Annotated in this window: 16 protein-coding genes, 1 tRNA gene and 2 riboswitches; of the genes, 7 read left to right on the forward strand and 10 right to left on the reverse strand. The window is 63.8% G+C overall.

The annotated features are described in order from the left end of the window. Positions 1 to 2: 2 nt before the first annotated feature. The 7 genes from AAFG07_RS16935 to AAFG07_RS16965 all read right to left on the reverse strand — a co-directional run bounded on the left by AAFG07_RS16935 (position 3) and on the right by AAFG07_RS16965 (position 10,005). The gene (locus AAFG07_RS16935; RefSeq protein WP_342728257.1) at positions 3 to 1,523 is read right to left on the reverse strand and encodes a M81 family metallopeptidase; all 1,521 of its coding nucleotides are present in this window, start codon (positions 1,521 to 1,523) and stop codon (positions 3 to 5) included. Positions 1,524 to 1,785: 262 nt separating this feature from the next. After that, positions 1,786 to 3,435 carry an ABC transporter ATP-binding protein gene (locus tag AAFG07_RS16940; RefSeq protein WP_342728258.1) on the reverse strand — a complete coding sequence of 550 codons (1,650 nt, stop codon included), beginning with the start codon at positions 3,433 to 3,435 and terminating at the stop codon, positions 1,786 to 1,788. Between the two features lie 147 nt (positions 3,436 to 3,582). After that, a complete protein-coding gene (locus tag AAFG07_RS16945) occupies positions 3,583 to 4,470 on the reverse strand; it encodes an ABC transporter permease (RefSeq protein WP_092115207.1) in 888 nt (295 codons plus the stop codon). A 3-nt stretch (positions 4,471 to 4,473) separates the two neighbouring features. Beyond that, positions 4,474 to 5,478 carry an ABC transporter permease gene (locus AAFG07_RS16950; RefSeq protein WP_342728259.1) on the reverse strand — a complete coding sequence of 335 codons (1,005 nt, stop codon included), beginning with the start codon at positions 5,476 to 5,478 and terminating at the stop codon, positions 4,474 to 4,476. A gap of 263 nt (positions 5,479 to 5,741) precedes the next feature. Next, positions 5,742 to 7,058, reverse strand: coding sequence for an ArgE/DapE family deacylase (locus tag AAFG07_RS16955; RefSeq protein WP_342728260.1), 1,317 nt, complete (start codon positions 7,056 to 7,058; stop codon positions 5,742 to 5,744). Between the two features lie 126 nt (positions 7,059 to 7,184). After that, positions 7,185 to 8,492, reverse strand: a complete 1,308-nt coding sequence (locus AAFG07_RS16960; RefSeq protein ID WP_342728261.1) for a D-amino acid dehydrogenase — start codon at positions 8,490 to 8,492, stop codon at positions 7,185 to 7,187. A 65-nt stretch (positions 8,493 to 8,557) separates the two neighbouring features. Next, a riboswitch (glycine riboswitch) is annotated at positions 8,558 to 8,673 on the reverse strand. Between the two features lie 3 nt (positions 8,674 to 8,676). Further along, positions 8,677 to 8,782, reverse strand: a riboswitch (glycine riboswitch). Between the two features lie 92 nt (positions 8,783 to 8,874). Further along, positions 8,875 to 10,005 (reverse strand): M20/M25/M40 family metallo-hydrolase, encoded by a 1,131-nt coding sequence (locus AAFG07_RS16965; RefSeq protein WP_342728262.1) that lies wholly within the window; start codon positions 10,003 to 10,005, stop codon positions 8,875 to 8,877. A 269-nt stretch (positions 10,006 to 10,274) separates the two neighbouring features. Between AAFG07_RS16965 and AAFG07_RS16970 the strand changes: the two genes are divergently transcribed. Further along, positions 10,275 to 11,894, forward strand: coding sequence for an ABC transporter substrate-binding protein (locus AAFG07_RS16970; RefSeq protein WP_342728263.1), 1,620 nt, complete (start codon positions 10,275 to 10,277; stop codon positions 11,892 to 11,894). 84 nt (positions 11,895 to 11,978) lie between these two features. Here the strand turns inward: AAFG07_RS16970 and AAFG07_RS16975 are convergent, their stop codons facing one another. Further along, positions 11,979 to 12,293: a hypothetical protein gene (locus AAFG07_RS16975; RefSeq protein ID WP_342728264.1), complete on the reverse strand. Its 315-nt coding sequence runs from the start codon at positions 12,291 to 12,293 to the stop codon at positions 11,979 to 11,981. 281 nt (positions 12,294 to 12,574) lie between these two features. On the opposite strand from AAFG07_RS16975, the gene AAFG07_RS16980 reads away from it, so the two are divergent. Together AAFG07_RS16980 and AAFG07_RS16985 are read left to right on the forward strand one after the other, a co-directional pair. After that, on the forward strand, positions 12,575 to 12,862 hold the full coding sequence (locus AAFG07_RS16980) for a PilZ domain-containing protein (RefSeq protein ID WP_342728265.1): 288 nt from the start codon (positions 12,575 to 12,577) through the stop codon (positions 12,860 to 12,862). A 195-nt stretch (positions 12,863 to 13,057) separates the two neighbouring features. Beyond that, entirely contained in the window at positions 13,058 to 15,004 is a 1,947-nt protein-coding gene (locus AAFG07_RS16985; RefSeq protein WP_342728266.1) for a phospholipase D-like domain-containing protein, read from the forward strand. 18 nt (positions 15,005 to 15,022) lie between these two features. Here AAFG07_RS16985 and AAFG07_RS16990 read toward each other — a convergent pair. Beyond that, positions 15,023 to 15,109: transfer RNA gene (locus tag AAFG07_RS16990), tRNA-Leu, on the reverse strand. A 179-nt stretch (positions 15,110 to 15,288) separates the two neighbouring features. Then, positions 15,289 to 15,735 carry a MarR family transcriptional regulator gene (locus AAFG07_RS16995; protein WP_342728267.1) on the reverse strand — a complete coding sequence of 149 codons (447 nt, stop codon included), beginning with the start codon at positions 15,733 to 15,735 and terminating at the stop codon, positions 15,289 to 15,291. 148 nt (positions 15,736 to 15,883) lie between these two features. On the opposite strand from AAFG07_RS16995, the gene AAFG07_RS17000 reads away from it, so the two are divergent. The 4 genes from AAFG07_RS17000 to AAFG07_RS17015 all read left to right on the forward strand — a co-directional run bounded on the left by AAFG07_RS17000 (position 15,884) and on the right by AAFG07_RS17015 (position 20,243). Continuing rightward, a complete protein-coding gene (locus tag AAFG07_RS17000) occupies positions 15,884 to 16,666 on the forward strand; it encodes an alpha/beta hydrolase (protein WP_342728268.1) in 783 nt (260 codons plus the stop codon). A 471-nt stretch (positions 16,667 to 17,137) separates the two neighbouring features. Further along, positions 17,138 to 17,797 carry a TetR/AcrR family transcriptional regulator gene (locus tag AAFG07_RS17005; protein WP_342728269.1) on the forward strand — a complete coding sequence of 220 codons (660 nt, stop codon included), beginning with the start codon at positions 17,138 to 17,140 and terminating at the stop codon, positions 17,795 to 17,797. A gap of 297 nt (positions 17,798 to 18,094) precedes the next feature. Continuing rightward, the gene (locus tag AAFG07_RS17010) at positions 18,095 to 19,279 is read left to right on the forward strand and encodes an ABC transporter substrate-binding protein (protein ID WP_342728270.1); all 1,185 of its coding nucleotides are present in this window, start codon (positions 18,095 to 18,097) and stop codon (positions 19,277 to 19,279) included. 91 nt (positions 19,280 to 19,370) lie between these two features. Next, positions 19,371 to 20,243, forward strand: a complete 873-nt coding sequence (locus AAFG07_RS17015) for a branched-chain amino acid ABC transporter permease (protein ID WP_342728271.1) — start codon at positions 19,371 to 19,373, stop codon at positions 20,241 to 20,243. Position 20,244 lies beyond the last annotated feature (1 nt).

Consider the following 20,244-nt stretch of genomic DNA (forward strand, 5'->3'; position numbering starts at 1 on the left):
CTCTATCCGTTTGTGCGTGATGGGGAGGAGGGGGTGAAAGTGGGGCCGTTAGGCTTGATACGAATGCCGGGACGCAAATGTTTCCACGGCAGTGTGGCGGTATCGGCCGGCATTGCGCCGGGCGCGGCGCAGATCAGCAGCTTCTCGGCGATCGGCTCGAAATCGGCGCGGAAATGCACCGAGCTCTTGTTGACCAGGATCTTCTGCGCAGTCGGCTCGATGCCGACATAGCGGTACATCGACTGGTCGGCAAGCTGGGCCTTGTAGGAGCCGACGACGACGCGGACGTCGCCGACCCGCAGGCAGGCCGAGGGCCCCATGTCCATGTCGCGGCCGCCGAAATACGGGCCGGGTGCAACGAACTTGCCGTCCGAGAGCTGCTCGACCACGAAAGTCTCCCGGTACGGCGCGTCGCCGGGAATGCCGGACTTGCCGCCGAGCTCGAGCGTGACGGTTGAGCCGACGCCAGCCGTGTGCGCAGCCTTCGCCGATTGCGGGTCGTAGATCACGCCGGTTGCGGCGCTCGCTTTGTTGCGCACCAGCGCGCGCAGCATGCCCGTGGTGTCTGAATCGCCGCCGGCGCCGGGATTGTCCTGGGTGTCGGCGATGATGATCGGCTTGCTGGCCGACTTCGCCAGTTCCATCGCCAGCTGCACGCCTTCGTCCGGCGAATAGATCCGGCCGTCGAAATCGTCCTCATGGCTCTCGACCAGGGCGACGACCTTGTCGGCCGCCGCATCTGCATCGGCCTGGGTCCGGCCATAGGCGAACACGCTCGGCCCGCAATCCCTGAAATCGGCGGCCGGGAAGCCCGGCGCGAACGACAGCGTCGGCACGGCATCGCTCTCGAGGGCCGCGAGCTTCTGATAGATGCCCTTGGTGGGCTGGTCGTTGGTGCATTGCCAGCTGATCGGGATCAGGAACGGCAATTGCCGGAATGCCTTGGCAAAACGCTGCCCGGACTTGAGCATCAGCGCCAGATGCCGGGCGCAGGCGCGGCCGGTGTCGGCCATGTCGACATGCGGGTAGGTGCGGTAGGCGATCAGGGCATCGGCATGCTCGACCATCTTGGGCGAGACGTTCGCATGCAGATCGAGGCTCACGACCAGCGGGAGATCATTGCCAATGGCCTTGCGCACGCGGGCGAGGGTTTCGCCTTCGCCGTCGTCATAATGCTCGGTGACCATGGCGCCGTGCAGGTCGAGATAGACGGCATCGATCGGGCCGGCCGCGACAATGCCGTCGACCATTTCCGTCACGATCCGCTCGAACGCGTCCTTGCTCACATGCGCCGAGGGGCTCGCCGCGGCGAAAATCGTCGGCACCAGCTCCCAGCCATTGGCTTCCGCGGCCTCGACAAAGCCGGCGAGGCCGACATTGATCTTGCGCATGACCTTGAGCACCTCGGTGCCATGCGTCATCGACGGCCAGCCGCCGCCGTGCACGAAGTCGTCATAGGTTGCCTTCGTCGGTGCGAAGGTGTTGGTCTCGTGCAGGAAGCCGCCAACGGCAATGCGGGTCATCAAGTTGGTCTCGATACGTTTCTTCGATCACGGTGCGATCGGAACGGTTCGCGCCACGATCTCGTTTCGTTGGTTTGAGCGCGATCTTCCGGCGAACAGGTGTCCACCTTCCGGCCCACGCTCTAGCGCGCGACGTTAAGCGTGTCGTCGCGCCAAGCGCAAGCCGTCGAGCACTTCCGGATTTGCATGCCCTATGGGCGTAAAGGCCCAAGGCAGACCAAAGCCTGAGATCAAGGCTGAGACTGAGGCTACGGCGAAAGGCTTAGGCCGTTGCCACCATGCCTTCCGAAACCGGCCGGAAATTCGCAAAATCCCAGCCGCGCCCGGGCGCAGCCTCGAGCAGCGCGCGGGTGTAGGCCTGCTGCGGATTGGTCAGCACCTCGGCCGCCGGTCCCTGTTCCACGACGCGGCCATGTTGCATCACGGCGACGTCGTCGCAGATCTGTGCGGCGACGCGCAAATCATGCGTGATGAACAGCAGCGCGATGCCGAGCCGTCGCTGGATTTCGTCAAGCAGATTCAGAACCTGCGCCTGCACCGAGACGTCGAGCGCGGACACAGCCTCGTCTGCCACCAGCACGTCGGGATCGAGCGCCAGCGCGCGCGCGATCGCGATGCGCTGGCGCTGACCGCCGGAGAACTGGTGCGGATAGCGCGAGATCGCGTCGGGCGGCAGGTGGACGAGCTCGAGCAGCTCGCGGGCCCGCGCCAGCGCATCCTTGCGCGGCATGCCGTAGTTGACCGGGCCTTCCGCGATGCTCTCGCCGACGGTGACGCGCGGATTGAGCGAGCGGTAGGGGTCCTGGAAGATGATCTGGATCTTCTGGCGATGCGGTTGCAACAGCCGGCGCGACAGGTCGGAGATCTCGCGGCCGACGAGGCGCACCCCGCCCGAGGTCGGATCGATCAGGCGAACGATGCAGCGCGCCACCGTCGATTTGCCAGAGCCGCTTTCGCCGACGATGCCGAGCGTGCGGCCCTTGCGCAGGGTGAGCGTGACATTGCTGGCGGCGGCGACCTCGCGGGCTTTACCGTACAGCGACCGCTCCCGGTAGACCTTGCTGAGCTCGTTGGCTTCCAGCACCACCGGCTCCTTCGTCTCCGGCCGTGGCGCGCGCGGCACGAGGCTCGGCACCGCGGACAGCAGGTTGCGGGTGTACTCCATCGTCGGGTTGCGCAGCACATCTTGCAGCTGGCCGGTCTCGACCAGCCGGCCGTGCCGCATCACCGCGACGCGGTCGGCGATCTCGGCCACCACGCCCATGTCGTGGGTAATGAACAGAACCGCCGTGCCGTGGTCGCGTTGCAGGTCGCGGATCAAGGTGAGGATCTGCTTCTGGGTGGTGACGTCGAGTGCGGTGGTCGGCTCGTCCGCGATCAGGAGCTTCGGTTCCAACACCAGCGCCATCGCGATCATGATGCGCTGGCGCTGTCCGCCCGAGAGGCGGTGAGGGTAGGAGGAGAAGATGCGTTGCACATCCGGCAGCCGCACGTGCTCCATCATCGCCAGGATCTTCTGACGCCGTGCGCGGGAATCGAGATCGGTATGGGCGCGCAGCACCTCGTCGATCTGGCGGCCGACCGGCACGACCGGATTGAGCGCGGTCATCGGCTCCTGGAAGATCATCGCCATCCGCGTCGCGCGCAGCTGGCGCAGCCGCCGGTCGGTCGCGGTGAGCAGTTCCTCGCCGACCAGTTTGACGCTGCCGCCGGACGGCACCAGCGTGCCCTTCTGCAGCAGGCCCATCGTGGTCAAAGAGGTCACCGACTTGCCCGAGCCGCTTTCGCCGACGAGGCAGAGCGTCTCGCCCTCGCGCACTTGCAGCGACAGGTCGTCGATGATGCGGTGCGCGTCAGCCTTGCGGCCGAGACCGACGACGAGATTGTTGATGTCGAGGACGACGTTGGTCATGTCAGGGTCTCGTGTTGCGAGGGGGCACGATGGGTCCGTCAGTGTCATTCCGGGATGGGGCGCAAGCACCAGACCCGGAATCTCGGGATCCCGGGTTCGGTGCTTCGCACCGCCCCGGGATGACGGCTTCAATTGGTATTGAAGCCGTCACTTGCCCTCACGCTGCTTCATGCGGGGATCGAGCGCGTCGCGCGCGGCGTCGCCGATCAGGTTGACGCTGAGAATGGCGATCGAGAGCAGCAATCCCGGCCAGAAGATCAGCGACGGCTTGACTTGGAAATAGGCACGGCCCTCGGCCATGATGTTGCCCCAGGTCGGCGTTTCCGGCGAGATGCCGGCGCCGAGGAACGACAGGATCGCCTCGGTCAGGATCGCGGATGCGCAGACGTAAGTGCCTTGCACGATCAGCGGCGCGATCGTGTTCGGCATCAAATGCCGCCACATGATCTTCGGCAGGCTCGAGCCGAGCGAGATCGCGGCCTCGACATAGGGCTCCTCGCGCGCGGTCAGCACCACCGAGCGCACCAGCCGCGCCACGCGTGGGATCTCGGGGATGGTGATCGCGACCATCACGGTCCAGATGCTGGCGCCGGACAGCGACACCACGGCGATCGCGAGCAGGATGGCGGGGATCGCCATCAAGCCGTCCATCACGCGCATCATCACCGCATCGACCCAGCGGAAGAAGCCGGCGACGAGGCCGATCAGGAGCCCGATGGCGATCGAGCAGACGGCGGCGCCGAGCCCGATCAACAGCGAGATCCGTGCGCCATAGATGACGCGCGACAGCAGGTCGCGCCCATAGGCGTCGGTGCCGAGCAGGTATTGCGCGCTTGACGGCTTCAGCCGCTGCGCCGGCGTCAGCAAGAGTGGATCATGAGGCGCAAGGAGCGGCGCGAAGATCGCCATCAGGATGATCAGGACGAGGCAGATCGTCGCAACCGCGATGATCGGCGTCGATGCCAGGAAGCCGAACTTGACGCGGAACGGCCGGGTGACGGGGATGGAGGATTCGGGAAGGGTTTCGATCGCCATTGCTCAGTACCGGATACGAGGATCGAGCAGGGTGTAGGCGAGGTCGATCAAGAGATTGACCGCGACATAGATACCCGATGTCAGAAGGATCATGGCCTGGATCACCGGATAGTCGCGCGCCAGCACCGCATCGACGGTGAGGCGGCCGATGCCGGGCAGGTTGAACACGCTCTCCGTGACGACGACGCCCGAGATCAGCAGCGCGAAGCCGGAACCGATCACGGTGATGACCGGGACCGCGGCGTTGCGTAGCGCATGGCGCAGCAGCACGCCGCTCTCGCCGATGCCCTTGGCGCGCGCCGTGCGCACGTAATCCTCACCCAACACGTCGAGCATCGAGGCCCGCGTCATGCGCGCGATCAACGCGACATAAATGAAGGAGAGGGTGCAGGTCGGCAGGATGAGGCGCTGGAAGAACGGACCGAAGCTGTCTCCCATACAGGTGGCGACCTCAAGTGCGCTAAGCGGCTTCGGCGGTGATGCTGGGCAGGCTGCCATGATGCTCTTGAAGCCCTGCACCGGCACCCAGCGCAGATCGATCGCAAACACCTGGATCAGCACATAGCCGATCACGAACACCGGCACCGAGAAGCCGAGCACCGACAGCCCCATCACGCAGCGGTCGATCCAGGTGCCGTGCTTCCACGCCGCGATCACGCCGAGCGGCACCGCCACCAGGATCGAGAGGACGATGGTGGCCAGCGCGACCGAGATCGAGGGCTCGAGGCGCGGACCGATCATCTCGAGGATCGGCTTGTTCGAGATCAGCGAGACGCCGAGGTCGCCGTGCAGCAGCTTGGCGACCCAGGTATAGAACTGGATGTAGATCGGCTCGTTGAGACCAAGCGAGGTGCGGATGCGATCGAGCTGTTCGGGTGTCGCATTGTCGCCGGCGAGAATCGCGGCCGGGTCGCCCGGCGTTAGCCGCAGCAACAGGAACACGAACAGAGCCACCACGCCCATCACGGGAACGGCGGCGAGGATGCGGCGAAGGAGATAGCCGAGCATCGTTGCTATCTCCTGCCGCCAGATGGTGTGAAGCGAAGGCTGGGCCGCATCATACTCATGGTGTCCCCGTGATGTGTCTCATGCGCTTCTGCGTCTTGTCTCAAGGCTAGCGCGAACGTGATGAATTTGCAGGCAAATACTGTGCCAATGGCGACGTTATATCAAGGCGCGGTTCAGGCCGTTGGAAGCCTCCCTTGGTCTGAAGCTGCTATTTCGAATTGCACATGGCGCAATGCGCCACCGACCTGAAACGAAAAGTCCATTCACGCTCGCATCACGCCGCACCAATTGGCGACGAACAGTGCGATGCTCTGCGTTGTCTTGCGAAGGCTGTCGAGCTCGACACGTTCGTTGAACGCATGCGGGCCGATACCGTACGGACCATAGCAAAGGGCAGGGATGCCGTAGTCGACGCAATAATAGCGGGTGTCGTTGACGGCCGTAGACAAGCGCTCCTGCATTGGAGCGTCGAAGATGGAGTGATGGGCGGCAGACAGAGCTGCTTCCGCGTCGCTGCCGGGTTCGCACACCGCCGCGTCTGCCTGAAAGCCGCTCCATACGAGCTCAGCCGGATTGTCGGACAGGAAGTCGTCGGCCTTGTGCGCCTCAGTCAGGCATTCCTCGATGCCGCGCATCGCCTGCTGTGGTGTTTCGCCCGGCAAGAGACCGAGCCGGCAATCCAGCTCGCACCACGCCGCGGTCGAACTGGCCCAATCGCCGCCTTTGATGATCCCGACGTTGAACTTGATCGGATTCTTGACACTGCGGAACCAGCTGTTGTCGAGCGCCCGGGCGTTGAGCGCCTTGGTGTAATCCTGAAACGCGCGCACCAGATGCATCGCCGACAGGATGGCGCTGGTACCGGCCTCGGAATAGGCGACATGCACCGGCGTGCCACGGACGCGCAGGCGAAACCAGACGGCGCCGACCTGGGCACGCGTCAGCGTGTGTCCGGTCGGCTCTGGAATGAGGCAGGCGTCGGCGCGATAGCCGCGCATCAAGGTCGACAGCGCGCCGTTGCCGGTGCTCTCTTCCTCGGTCACGGTCTGCAGATGGACACGCCCGCCCGGGGCATAGCCGGCGTCGCGGATGGCATCGAGCGCGAAGATCATTGCCGAGACACCGGCCTTCATGTCCTGCGCGCCACGCCCGAACATCCAGCCTCCGTGCACGGCGCCCGAGAACGGAGGTTGCTCCCAGAGGTCAGCGGGGCCCTCCGGCACCACGTCGATATGACCTTGCAGGATCAGGCTGCGTCCGCTGCCTTTGCTGTTGAGCGTGGCAACGACTTGCTGCGATCCGGCAAGATCGATGCCGTCCATCGGTGCAGCCTTCGGATGGCTCATCAGGTCGACGTCGGCAAGGCTGAACGTATCGACGTCGTAGCGGCGCTTTGCGAATTGCTCGGCCAGCCAGCGTTGTTGCGGCGCTTCCTGTCCGCGCAGGCTGCGGAACTGCACCATGCGCGACAGGAACGCGATCTGATCGTCGAAGTTTCGATCGACGGCCGCGCACAGCTCGGCGGCAATCTGATCCGGCTTGGTCAACGTGTCGTGCGTGTCCGCCACCCCAATGCGCATTGTCCCCTCCCGCGCTGAAGCGCTTTTCCCCAATATGACGCTAGTCGTTGTCATGCGGTGTTTCTCAGCGAATTCCGACTTGGCCACACGCAAATACGCTCATATTCTTCCTCGTCGGCCGGATAATTAGGGGAAAGCTGCGCGGGCGGTCTCTGTCGCATCGACCTGCGATGGCACCATCGAGGGCGTGTCGAGATCGCGCCAGTCATCGATCGCGCCTGCCACCATCTGCGCCGTCGCAGCCGACAGCGTCCAGCCGAGATGACCGTGGCCGGTGTTGTAGAACACGCCCGGAAACCGTCCGGCGCGCACCACCGGCATCATGTTCGGCATCATCGGGCGCAGGCCGGCCCACGGCACGACCCTCGACGTGTCGACGCCGGGAAAATGCTGCCGCACCCAATCCACCAGCGGCTGGATGCGGTCGGCGCGAATGTCGAGGTTGAAACCGTTGAACTCGGCGGTGCCGGCGACGCGGAAGCGGTCGGCGCCGAGCCGGCTGGTGACGATCTTCGCGGCCTCATCGAGCAGGCTGACGGTTGGCGCAGCGTCCCGGCTTTGCGGCGCATCGAGCTGCACGGTGATCGAATAGCCCTTCACCGGATAGACGTTGACGCGGTCGTTGAGCAGGCCTGCGAAGTGGCGGCTCGCGACGCCGGCGCAAATGACGATGCCGTCCGCCTGCAACTCATGTCGCGTCGCGACCTCAGCATCGTGCGAAGCGACTTCGTTCCAGCCGATGCGGAAGCCGTCGTCGCCGCGCGCGATCGCATCGACGTCGGCTTCATGGACGAAGCTCGCGCCGCGGCGGATGCAGGCGTCGGCGAGGCCGCGCGTGAACTTGTGGATATCGCCGGTCGCGTCCGACGGTGTGAAGAAGCCGCCATAGCAGCTCGTCTGCAGCGCGGGTTCGATGCTGCGGATTTCGTCCGCCGTCACCGGCCGGCGGTCGAGCCCGCCTTGTTGCAGCAGCGTGTTGACGCGCAGGCCCGCCTCGAAGCCGGCCTTGTCGTGATAGACGTGCAGGATGCCGCGGCGTTCGAGATCGAAGGCGATATTCTCGCGCTGCGCGATCGAGAACAGATGCTTGCGCGCTTCGATTGCGAGCCGCGTGGTCTCGATGGTGTTGGTGCGATAGCGGCCGATGTGGCCGACGAACTCGCCGATCCAGGAATATTTGTGCCAGCTCGGCTTCGGATTCATCAGCAGCGGCGCGTCGCTTCGAAGCATCCAGCGCAGCCCCTTGAGAATGGTCGCGGCGCTGTTCCACACCTCTGCATTGCTGGCGGAAAGCTGTCCGCCGTTGGCGAATGAGGTTTCCATCGCGGCGTAGCGATGCCTGTCGAGGACAGTCACCCGGTAGCCGCGTTCGAGCAGGGCATAGGCCGTCGTCACGCCGGTGATGCCGGCGCCAATGATTGCGATGTGAGGCATGGTGGTCTTCAGGCTCCCGTGGGTTAGAGTCGCCGAACCACCGGTGAAACCGGCGTCGGCGCCCCATCTGTCACGGTACCTGAGAGCTTGATCCGCATCGGGCCTGGGCCCGATGGCAGACTATCCCCTTCGGTGGACGTCATGGCCCTTGATGTGCGGCCATGTTCGTCTCTCTCCAGATCGTCCTGACGATACAGTCCTTTTGCCTGAGAGTTTCCGGGGCGGTTGCTCCGTCGGCGCCGAAGCAACAACACGAATGTTGTGGCTTCGATCTCTCCCGCATCGTCGCGTTGGACGGCCGGACCGTAGGCGAAGCCTTAAAATTGGACAAGGCTAAATTTCGGTCCGGCAGTGCCAACGTGTTGTGCAGTGCAAATCGATGTCAGTCCAGCGTCGCCAGCAGCGCCGCCATCAGGCGGCCGCGCTCGGCGAGGCTCTCGATCTCGATATGCTCGTTGAGCGTATGTGCATCGGCGCCGCGAACGCCGAGGCCGTCGAGGGTAGGGATGCCCATCGCACCGGTGAAGTTGCCGTCCGATCCGCCGCCGGCGCTGCCGTGCGGCAGATCGAGGCCCATCGCCGCTGCAAGGCCCTTGGCCTTTTCATAGAGCGCCATGGTGCCGGCATCCGGCTCCCATACCGGGCGGGTGACGCCGCGCGTCACCTTGAAGGTCACGTCGTTGGCGGTGCCCGACAGCGCCAGCATGCGCTCGACGCCGCGGTCGAGATCGGCCTGGCGCTTGGCCATGCTGAGCGCTTCGCCGGTGCAGGTCGTTGCGACGCAATTGACCCATTGCCCGCCATGCACGATGCCGACCGAGAAGGTGCAGTCTTCGGTGGTCATGCCGTCGATCGCAATGATTTGCCGGGCCATTTCGCGGATCGCAGAACGGCCGGAAGAAAGTGTCGCGCCGGCATGGCTCGGCTTGCCGACAGCTTCCAGATTGAAGCGCGCGATCGCGTAGCGGCCGGTGACGACGCCGTTGTTCGGCCGGCCGGGCTCCGGCACCAGCACGTATTTGTTGCGCGCGGCCTCCGCCTCGATGATGTCGCGCGTCGACGGCGTGCCGACCTCTTCATCGGGCGTGAACAGCACCGTGATCGGCAGCGGCGTCGTGAAGGACGCGCGCGCCAACTGCCGGATCGCCTCGATCGACAGATAGTTGCCGCCCTTCATGTCGAAGATACCGGGCCCGAAGCACTTGTTGCCTTCGCGCCGCCACGCCAGCTTTTCGATGGTGCCGACCGGGTGCACGGTGTCCAGATGGCCGGCGATGAGGATGCCGGGCTGGCCTTGTTTCGGATGGGGAAAACGGGCGCGGACGCAGCCGGCACAGCCCTGGCGTCCCGCGATGCGTTCGATCGTCGCACCCATGACCGCCATCTCGCGCGCGGCGAGGTCGAGCATGCGCTCGACTGCGGCCGCATCCCATGTCGGGCTCTCGCATTCCACCCAGCTGCGCAGCCCCTGCAGCATCGCTTCGGAATCAAAAGGAAGATTGGCGGGGTTCATGTCTTTTCTCTCTTGTTGTTTGTGCGCGCCGATACGCGTTCGCGTGCGGTACGAAAAGCTCGGAAGACGAGTTTGTAAAGTCAAATGCGCTGCACCAGCGGTTCATTCGTTCGTATACGTTCGATCCTGCCGGAAACCGATTGACGCGCATTGCGCTTGATGCAAGTCTCGATTTCACAAGCCATACAGCATGTTAGTTCGCCTAAATAACGAACCGCATGCATAACGAATAAGCCGGCTTTGACCAGTTACACGTCAGGAGAAATTGCATGTTCCCTATCTCGCGTTGGAAGCACCGCACGCTCGCGGCTGCGTTAACCGCGCTCGCGCTGTCGTTCGCGCCGCAGGAATTGTCCTTTGCGCCGCAGGCTATGGCCGCGGGCAAGACCATCACCGCGGTGATGCACTCGGATCTGCGCGTCATCGATCCGATCCTGACCACCGCCTATATCACGCGAGACCATGGCTACATGGTCTACGACACGCTGGTCGCGACCGACTCCAACTTCAAGATCCAGCCGCAGATGGCGGACTGGAAGGTGTCCGACGACAAGCTCACTTACACGTTCACGCTGCGCGACGGCCTGAAGTGGCACGATGGAACGCCGGTGACCGCGGAAGACTGTGTCGCTTCGCTGAAGCGCTGGGCCAAGGTCGACGGCATGGGCCAGAAGCTGATGGACTTCACGGCGAGCTTAGAGGCCACCGATGCGAAGACGATCACGCTGAAGCTGAAGGAGCCCTACGGCCTGGTGCTGGATTCGATCGGCAAGCCGTCGTCGCGCGTCGCCTTCATGATGCCGAAGCGGCTGGCCGAAACGCCGCCGGACAAGCCGATCCCGGAGCAGATCGGTTCGGGCCCGTTCAAATTCGTCCAGGCCGAATTCCAGCCGGGCGTGAAGGCGGTCTATGTCAAGAACACGGACTACGTGCCGCGCAAGGAGCCGGCGAGCTGGACCGCGGGCGGCAAGGTCGTAAAGGTTGACCGCGTCGAGTGGGTCACGATGGCCGACGCGCAGACTGCGATGAATGCGCTGCAGTCCGGTGACATCGATTTCCTGGAGAACCCGTCGTTCGACACGCTGTCGATCCTGGAAGGCGACAAGGACCTGAAGGTCGAGACGCTGAACAAGTTCGGCTTCCAGACGCTCGGCCGCATGAACTTCCTCTATCCGCCGTTCGACAACATCAAGGTTCGCCAGGCGGCGCTGATGGCGATCAACCAGAAGCAGGTGCTCGACGCGCTGGTCGGCAATCCGAAATACTACAAGACCTGCGTCTCCTTCTTCATCTGCGACACGCCGTTCGCGTCCGAAGTCGGCGGCGAGACCTTGTTGAAGGGGGGCGACATGGCGGCGGCCAAGAAGGCGCTTGCCGAGTCCGGCTATGATGGCACGCCCGTCGTCATCATGGCGCCGGGCGATGTCACCACGCTCAAGGCGCAGCCGGTTGTTGTCGCCCAGCAACTGCGCGACGCCGGCTTCAAGGTCGACCTGCAGGCCACCGACTGGCAGACCGTGGTGACTCGCCGCGCCAGCCAGAAGGCGCCGAAGGATGGCGGCTGGAACATGTTCTTCACCAACTGGGTCAGTGCCGACGTCTCCAACCCGATCGCCAACCTCTCGATTGGCGGTCAGGGCAAGAATGGCGGATGGTTCGGCTGGGCCGACGATCCGAAGATCGAGCAGCTGAAGGACGCCTTCGTTCGCGCGCCGTCGCTCGACGAACAGAAGAAGATCGCGGCCGATATCCAGAAGGAAGCCTACGAGCAGGTCATCTACATTCCGCTCGGTCAGTATCAGGGTCCGAGCGCCTGGCGGAAGTCGCTGTCCGGTGTGCTCGATGGTCCGGCAACGCCGATCTTCTGGAATATCGACAAGTCCGAGTAGGCTTCAGGCTTCACACAACACAAATGGCCGGGACCTGTCCCGGCCATTTTCGTTTCGCGCCGTCGCTTCGCGACGGCGGCTAATCTAGTGGCCCGATTTCGCGTTGCTCGTGCTCGACAGCCTCGTGAGCTGGGTCTGTCCGACGCCGTCGCCGTTCATCCAGACCATCGCTCCCGCGGCAAACGCCAACAATCCGCACAGCACGATCGCACTGCGAATCCAGCGCCGGTAGATCGCGCGCTCGTCGGGCGTCGCATCGCGGAATTTCTGTGCGCTGAGCCCGTTGCTGCAATGGGCCGCGTCGTCGCCGTGCTCGAGGGCGGAAGCGCCATGATCGGGCGCGGTATTGCCGACAATCTGATTGCGACCGGCAATCCGATTGCGATCCGCAATCGTCATCGCCTATCTCCAACTCATTGATCTCGAAATCTGATGGCCGCGAAATGTGCGGCCGGAATTTCCAATGCGACCACACTACACCACGTGGCGAGCGCGGCATGTGAACCCTGCCACACCCGCAAAACACGATGAGGTGATGCAAGCATCGTGACGCCTCGGCTGCTTGCTCAAGCCGTGGGCGGGCGCGTGGCATACCAATTTGGATAGCGCCGGCTTTAAGGTTCCCGTTAGTATTGCATCGTAATCTGACCGCCAGCTTGTGAACTTACCGCGACGGGCCCATGGCCGACGACCATAGCAGGCCCGCACCGGCCAGCGCGCAACAGGCAATGCCGACCGAGAAGCGCCGTATCGGCGCACGCCGCCGCGTGCTCAAGTCGGGAGCGATCGAATTCGGCAATGAAGCGATTGCCTGCACGGTCCGGAATCTCTCACCTCAGGGCGCCTGCATCGAAGTCATCTCGCCGCTGTGGTTTCCCGACCGCTTCACCCTCGCCGTCGACGGCCAGCGGTGGCCGTGCCGCATCGCATGGAAGAAGCAGAAGCGGCTGGGACTGACGTTCGAGTAAGGCTCGACGCCAGGCGTGGCGCGCCGCGCCGATTTGCACGAACAGTTGTCGTCTATTTCACAAACTACCCGAGGTTACCGGGGTATTGTCCGACGGGCCGATATCGGTGCCGCTCCAGGATGCACGCTCTCACCGTGCAAGGGTGGCGTCCATTGTTTCGCTCCTGCGCATTCACCCAGCCTCGGGGAAATTGTGATGACCATCAATGTCAAGGCCTACGCGAACGCCGATGATATCCTGATCGCCTGGCAGCCGGACACCTGGTCCAACGACTGGGTCGGATTCCAGCTCGAGCGGCGCAACAACATCACGCAACAGACGACCGTGCTGTCCAACCGCATTCCGCCGAAGCCCGGCGAGAAGCCGGTGGCGGACGCCGGCATCTCCTCGACGCAATCGCCGTTCCGGCGCTGCATCTGGACCGATCACAGCGTCGTCGACACCGACAACGTCTCATATCGCGTCACCGCGATGAAGAGCGGTGCGAACGGGACGTTCACGCCGGATGCCGCCTCGGTGTCGGCCTGGACGACGCCGGCGGTCGCTTCGGGCGATGCGGGCGGCGGCTTGTCGGCCTATTTCAATCGCGGCACCTTGATGTCGCAGATCGTCAGCCGCTTCGTGCAGGGCGATACGTCCGACGACGCGCTGCGCAATTTCGTCAAAGGTCTTTCCGACCCGGCCAACCAGGCGCGGCGCTACCTTTCAGGCGACGCCCTGCACGAGATCCTGGCCTTTCTGCACGATGCCGATCTCCGCGGCAGCCAGATCCATGCCGCCATCTATGAGATGAATGACGAGGAGCTGGTCGGCGCGCTGAAGCCGTTCGGCAGCCGCGGCAACGTCCTGCTCGGCAATGGCAGCGCGACCAAGCCGAACATCGCGGGCGAGCTCAGTGGCGCCGGCCTGACGGTCAAGCATCGCGATCTGTCGAATGCGGGCAGGTCGTCGCCGAGCGTCCACAACAAGTTCGTGGTCGAGAGCGACGCGCATGGCAACGCGATCCGCGTGCTGACCGGCAGCACCAACTGGACCACCACCGGGCTGTGCACGCAGCTCAACAACGTGCTGATCATCGAGAATGCGGTGATCGCCAAGCGCTACCTCGATCAGTGGGGCAAGCTGGTCGCCGCGGGCAATGCCATGCCGCCCGCGCTCAAGACGTCGAATTCCAGTCCGACCAGCGACAGCAACATTTCGGTCTTCTTCGCCGCGACCAACGGCGAGGCCGAGTTCCAGCCGGTGCTGGACCTGATCCAGAACGCCAAGGACGGCGCGCTCTTCCTGATGTTCATGCCTGGTCAATCGCCGCTGCTGGATGCCCTGCTGGACCGCGCACAGCAGAACGACATTTATGTCCGCGGCGTGGTGTCGACCATGATGCCCAGCAAGAACGGCAACATCGTTTCGGTCGGCGGGGAGGTCGTCAAATCGGGCGCGCCGCAGCAATCCTTTCATGACGACGTCCAGCTGCCGCATGGCGTGAGCGCGACCAACGAACCCTCATGGGCCGACGTCGAATTCAGCGTCCAGCAGATCCGCAACGCGGGGATGATCGCGATCGTTCACTCCAAGACCATCGTGATCGATCCGTTCTCCGACAATTGCGCCGTCATCACCGGATCGCACAATTTCTCGGTCGCCGCCTCGGAGAAGAATGACGAGAATCTCGTGATCATCCGCGGCAACAAGCAGCTTGCCCAGGCCTATGCGCTGCACATCAACGGCGTCTACGACCACTATTCCTGGCGCGGCTATCTCGGCAGCGGCGGCAATCCGGATCAGATCTATTCGCTCGACGGCTGGAAGCCGGGCGGCGGCAAGGAGCAGGAACTGGATTTCTGGATGGAGGAGCCGGTGCCGCCGCGCGCGACGGGCAGCGGAGGCGGTGGCGGCGCGGCGCAACAGCCCAGCGCGGCTGCCGGGGCGTCAACGAAGACAGCCGTCAAGAAGACCCCCAAGAAAGCTCCGAAGAAAGCCCCGAAGAAATCGGCCAAGAAAGTCGCCAAGACGTCAGCCAAGAAATCGGCGAAGAAGGCGAAGGCCAGCAAGCCGGCAAATGCGAAGAAGACAAAGGCCAAGAAAGCAAAGGCCAAGACGGCGAAGAAGGCCAAGCCGAAAAAGGCCAAGGCCAAGAAATAAGAGCGGTGCGCAACAAACTGGTGCGGGCGGTGGGACTCGAACCCACATGACGTTGCCGTCGAGGGATTTTAAGTCCCTTGCGTCTACCAGTTCCGCCACGTCCGCATGATTCTATTGAGTTTTCGCAATCTAGACCGAGAAGTTTTCCAAAATCCCTCGGCGGTTTTCAAAATCTGGTTTCGTTCTGTTCCGGACAAAACCCGGCGGGCGCATCTTCTAGCTCTTCGTCGTCGGCCGGGCAAACGCCGGGATACCGTATCGCGACTGAACGGCTGGTCTGTCCGTTAGCCCGTTCCTGATTTCGTCAACGCGGTGCGAAGCGCCTGGACGCGCTTGTTGAGTGAGATGAGTTCGTCGACCGTCAGGCCGGACCGCTCCAGCAAGGTGTCGGTCAGACAGCCGGTGCGCGATTGCATCGCCTTGCCGCTGTCGGTCAGATGGACTCCGACCTGCCGTTCATCCTCCACACTGCGCCGGCGCACCACGAAGCCGGCGCTTTCGAGCCGCTTGACCAGTGGCGTGATGGTGCTGGGCTCGAGGGCGAGCCGGTCGGCGATCGCGGAAATCATCTGTCCGTCCTTTTCCCAGAGCACGCTGAGAACGAGGTATTGCGGATAGGTGATGCCGAGGCCGTCGAGCAGGGGCTTGTAGGCACGGTTGATCGCAATGGTCGTCCCGTAAAGAGAGAAGCAAAGCTGGCTATCCAGCGGAATTGGTCCCGGATTTGGCATGGGAGGGGGCCCTTTCGATGTGGTTTGCCCAACATACCACGAAAATCGTTATCGCGATAAAAAATATCTGGACAAGCAAATCGAGGGCGGTTACAAGATGATTATCGCGATAAAGATTATCGCGAAATAAACATCCAGGAGAACTTCAATGTCTGTCGTCACCAAATTGCTCGCCGCCGCAGCGTCGCTGGGCCTCGCCACCGCCACGATCCCCGCGGCCCAGGCCCAGTCCGCCCCGGTCAAGTCGATCGTCCTCGTCCACGGCGGTTTCGTCGACGGTTCGGGATGGGAAGGCGTCTACAAGATCCTGAAGAAGGACGGCTACAAGGTCAGCATCGTCCAGAACCCGACCACCTCGCTGGCGGACGACGTCGCCGTCACCAAGCGCGCCATCGCCGCCGCTGACGGCAATGTCATTCTGGTCGGTCATTCCTATGGCGGCGTCGTCGTCACCGAAGCGGGCACCGATCCGAAGGTCGCGGGGCTGGTCTACATCACGGCGTTCGCGCCTGACCAGGGTGAATCGGTCGGCAAGCTGATCGCCAATCCTCCTCCCGGCGCGCCGGTGCCGCCGATCCTGCCGCCGAAGGACGGCTTCCTGTCGCTCGATCACGCGAAGTTCGCCGCCGCGTTCGCAGCCGATGTGAAGCCCGATGTCGCGGCATTCATGGCTGACTCGCAGGTGCCCTGGGGTGTCGCCGCCTTGAATGGCGAGGTGTCTGTGCCGGCCTGGAAGAGCAAGCCGAGCTGGTACCTGGTGGCGACCAACGACAAGATGATCCCGGTCGACGCGCAGCGCATGATGGCGAAGCGCGCCGGTGCCAAGACCGTCGATCAGGCCGGCAGCCACGCCGTGTACGTCTCGAAGCCGGAGGCCGTGGCAAAGGTCATCGAGCAGGCCGCCAAGGGCGTCGGCGACAAGCAGAAGTAACGCAGCCGTCCGTGACCGAGCTCCCCGATCGCGCCCGCGGCCGGGGAGCTTGCGCGTTCGCGACCGGTGCTGTGCCCCGAACTATGCTGTATCCTGTGGGCTGACGCGCAGGAGGCGGTATTGCCCAAGGGCGGTATGCGGAGCGGCTAGCCACCTGCGAAGCCTGGCGGAGGTTTCGAGACGTGCACAAGGTTGAGGGCTTTGTTGCCAGGGCAGCGCGTCGACGCAGATCGATCCGTGGAGTCGTCGGCCGCCGGCTCGACATCTGCGGCAGCGCGAGGCGTTCCACCAGGGCCTGATGAAGGGGCAGGGGCCCATTCCAACTCCGTCCTAGAATTATCCGACCGGATGGTCAATAAATGGCTTCAGGCCCGGCCGTGGACAGCGCGGGACCGGTCTGAGAAAATTTGCCGTTATTGATTCACGTCCCAGGACGAGGGCCGAACGGCCAGCCGGTGGAATGGACAGGATATGGCCCGATCGCGCGCCAAGGACTACGACGACAAGCGTCTCTCGATTCTGCATCGCTCGGCCGAGCTGTTTGCGGCATCGGGATATGTCGGCACGTCGATGAACACGATCGCGGATGCGTGCCGTGTCTCGAAGGCGTTGCTCTATCACTACTATCCCGACAAGGAAGCCATCCTCTTCGACATTCTCTCGTCCCATCTCGAGAAGCTGGTTGCCGCGGTCCAACAGGCCAACGCTTCCGCCGAGGATCCGGTGCAACGCCTCGGCACGATCGTCGCGACCCTGCTCGAACTTTACCGGCATGCCGATGCCGAGCATCAGGTCCAAATCGCAAGCCTCAAGCTGTTGCCGAAGGAGAAGCAGCAGCCGTTGCTCGCGAGCGAACGGATCCTGGTCGCGATCATGTCGGATGCGCTGGCCGCGGCCGTGCCGGCGGCGAGGCAGAAGCGGGTTCTCAAGCCGCTGACGATGAGCGTCTTCGGCATGCTGAACTGGCACTACATGTGGTTTCGTGAGGGCGGGCTGATGACCCGCGCCGAATATGCCGACTTCGTCGTGCAGCTCGTGCTGGCCGGTGCGGAGGACGCGGCGGCCGCCGCCACCCGGCCGCGCAGCAAGGCGAAGCCCACCGGCCGAAACCGGCAGACCGCTCTGCTTTGAAGCGATGAGCCAGGTCCGCATCGCATTGCATCGTCAGCGATTCATAGGTCACCGGCGCTGAAGCAATTCAGGCGATCCGCCCGCGTTTGAGGATCAGGACGCGAGATCCGTCGCGGACATGCGTCAGCGCAGGGGGCTGACCATGTCACCTTCCGTTGCGGCTTCCGATGACCGAAGGTCGCATGACCTGCGACTGAATTACTATTGACCAACCGGTTGGTCAATTATAATTTCCTGCCCAACAATAGGAATAGGACGCGCCGGCGATCGGCGCGCGAGGAGGGGAGGTCTCACATCATGCGTTATCTTGCTCGATTGAACCGGCGGCAGGCGGTCGGCGTCCTGCTTGGCGCCTCTGTCGCCACCTTCGCCGTCTCCGCTCCGGCCGCTGCACAGGCCACGATCAAGATCGGGACCGTGCTTTCGGTGACCGGGCCGGCGTCGTTCCTCGGCGACCCCGAGGAGAAGACGCTGAAGCTCTACGTCGACAAGATCAACGCGGCCGGCGGCATCCAGGGCAAGAAGATCGAGCTCGTCATCTATGACGACGGCGGCGACGCCAACAAGGCGCGCACTTTTGCGACGCGCCTGGTCGAGGACGACAAGGTCGTCGCCATGGTCGGCGGCACCACCACCGGCACCACGATGGCCATGGTCCCGGTGTTCGAGGAAGCCAAGGTGCCGTTCATCTCGCTGGCCGGCGCCATCGAGGTGGTCGATCCCGTGCGCAAATACATCTTCAAGACGCCGCACACCGACAAGATGGCGTGCGAGAAGATCTTCGAGAACCTCAAGCAGCGCAACCTGACCAAGATCGCGATGATTTCCGGCACCGACGGCTTCGGTGCGTCGATGCGGGCGCAGTGCGTGAAGGTCGCGCCGAACTACGGCATCCAGATCCTCACCGAGGAAACCTATGGTCCGCGCGACACCGACATGACGGCGCAGCTCACCAAGATCAAGGGTACGCCGGGCGTTCAGGCCGTGGTCAATCCCGGCTTCGGCCAGGGCCCCGCGATCGTCACGCGTAACTATGCGCAGCTCGGCATGTCGGCGACGCCGCTCTACCAGAGCCACGGCGTCGCCTCCAAGAGCTTCATCGACCTCGCTGGTCCGGCCGCCGACGGCGTTCGGCTGCCGGCCGCGGCACTGCTGGTCGGCGACAAGCTGCCGGATAGCGATCCGCAGAAGAAGGTCGTGGTCGACTACAAGCAGGCCTATGAGGCGTCGGCGAAGCAGCCGGTCTCGACCTTCGGCGGTCACGCCTATGACGGGCTGTTCATCCTGGTCGATGCGCTGAAGCGTGCGAATTCGACCGAGCCCGACAAGATCCGCGACGCCATCGAGGCGACCAAGGGCTTTGTCGGCACCGGCGGTATCGTCACGATGTCGCCGACCGATCACCTCGGCCTCGATCTCACCGCGTTCCGGATGCTCGAGATCAAGGGCGGGGACTGGACCCTGATTGCGCCCGGAAGCTGAGCGCCCGGGTCAGATATTGCGCAACATCTAGGGCGACCGTGGGCGCCGCGACTGGGTCGCGGTCCCGCGGAGAGGGGGCCGCTCGTCGTTCATGTCCGAATTTCTTCAGTTCCTTTTCTCCGGGCTCACGGTCGGCGCGGTCTATGCGCTCGTCGCGCTCGGCTTCACGCTGATCTACAACGCGTCCGATGTCGTGAATTTCGCGCAGGGCGAGTTCGTGATGCTGGGCGGCATGGTCACGGTGTTCGTGTCGGCGGCCGGCGTTCCGCTGCCGATCGCTGCGCTGATCGCGGTGATCGCATCGGTCGTCGTCGGGCTGCTGCTGTACTGGCTTGCCATCGCCCCGGCGCGCGATGCGTCGGCGGTCTCCCTCATCATCATCACGATCGGCGCATCGATCCTGCTCAAGGGTCTTGCCCAGCTTGTGTTTGACAAGCAGTTCCACAAGCTGCCGGCGTTTTCCGGCGATACACCGATCAACCTCCTGGGCGCGGCGATCCAGCCGCAGAGCCTGTGGGTGATCGGCGGTACCGCCGTCGCCGTCATCGTGCTCTATGTTTTCCTGGAGAAGACCCTGATCGGAAAGGCGGTGCTCGCGACCTCCGCCAGCCGGCTGGCGGCGCGGCTCGTCGGCATCAACACCGCGACCATCATGGCACTGTCGTTCGGCGGCTCGGCTGCGATCGGCGCGCTCGCCGGCATTCTGGTGACGCCGATCACGCTGACCAGCTACGACGTCGGCACCATGATGGCCCTGAAGGGCTTCGCTGCCGCGATGTTGGGCGGGATGGGCAATCCGCTTGGCGCCGTGGTGGGCGGACTGCTGCTCGGCCTGCTGGAGACGATGGGCGCCGGCTACCTCAGCTCGACCTACAAGGACGCGTTCGCCTTCATCATGATCCTGGTGGTGCTGTTCGTGATGCCGCAGGGCCTGCTCGGCCGCCGCACCGTGAACCGGGTTTGAC

Origin of the sequence: Bradyrhizobium sp. B097 (genome assembly GCF_038957035.1) — a bacterium.
Classification (GTDB): Bacteria; Pseudomonadota; Alphaproteobacteria; order Rhizobiales; family Xanthobacteraceae; genus Bradyrhizobium.

Bases quoted from the DNA above. Each gene is read 5' to 3' on its own strand.
- AAFG07_RS16940 (WP_342728258.1), bottom strand. From the start codon at position 3,435: ATGACCAACGTCGTCCTCGACATCAACAATCTCGTCGTCGGTCTCGGC.
- AAFG07_RS16945 (WP_092115207.1), bottom strand. From the start codon at position 4,470: ATGGCGATCGAAACCCTTCCCGAATCCTCCATCCCCGTCACCCGGCCG.
- AAFG07_RS16935 (WP_342728257.1), bottom strand. From the start codon at position 1,523: ATGACCCGCATTGCCGTTGGCGGCTTCCTGCACGAGACCAACACCTTC.
- AAFG07_RS16980 (WP_342728265.1), top strand. From the start codon at position 12,575: ATGGCCGACGACCATAGCAGGCCCGCACCGGCCAGCGCGCAACAGGCA.
- AAFG07_RS16995 (WP_342728267.1), bottom strand. From the start codon at position 15,735: ATGCCAAATCCGGGACCAATTCCGCTGGATAGCCAGCTTTGCTTCTCT.
- AAFG07_RS16955 (WP_342728260.1), bottom strand. From the start codon at position 7,058: ATGCGCATTGGGGTGGCGGACACGCACGACACGTTGACCAAGCCGGAT.
- AAFG07_RS17015 (WP_342728271.1), top strand. From the start codon at position 19,371: ATGTCCGAATTTCTTCAGTTCCTTTTCTCCGGGCTCACGGTCGGCGCG.
- AAFG07_RS16985 (WP_342728266.1), top strand. From the start codon at position 13,058: ATGACCATCAATGTCAAGGCCTACGCGAACGCCGATGATATCCTGATC.
- AAFG07_RS17000 (WP_342728268.1), top strand. From the start codon at position 15,884: ATGTCTGTCGTCACCAAATTGCTCGCCGCCGCAGCGTCGCTGGGCCTC.
- AAFG07_RS17005 (WP_342728269.1), top strand. From the start codon at position 17,138: ATGGCCCGATCGCGCGCCAAGGACTACGACGACAAGCGTCTCTCGATT.
- AAFG07_RS17010 (WP_342728270.1), top strand. From the start codon at position 18,095: ATGCGTTATCTTGCTCGATTGAACCGGCGGCAGGCGGTCGGCGTCCTG.
- AAFG07_RS16960 (WP_342728261.1), bottom strand. From the start codon at position 8,492: ATGCCTCACATCGCAATCATTGGCGCCGGCATCACCGGCGTGACGACG.
- AAFG07_RS16975 (WP_342728264.1), bottom strand. From the start codon at position 12,293: ATGACGATTGCGGATCGCAATCGGATTGCCGGTCGCAATCAGATTGTC.
- AAFG07_RS16950 (WP_342728259.1), bottom strand. From the start codon at position 5,478: ATGCTCGGCTATCTCCTTCGCCGCATCCTCGCCGCCGTTCCCGTGATG.
- AAFG07_RS16965 (WP_342728262.1), bottom strand. From the start codon at position 10,005: ATGAACCCCGCCAATCTTCCTTTTGATTCCGAAGCGATGCTGCAGGGG.
- AAFG07_RS16970 (WP_342728263.1), top strand. From the start codon at position 10,275: ATGTTCCCTATCTCGCGTTGGAAGCACCGCACGCTCGCGGCTGCGTTA.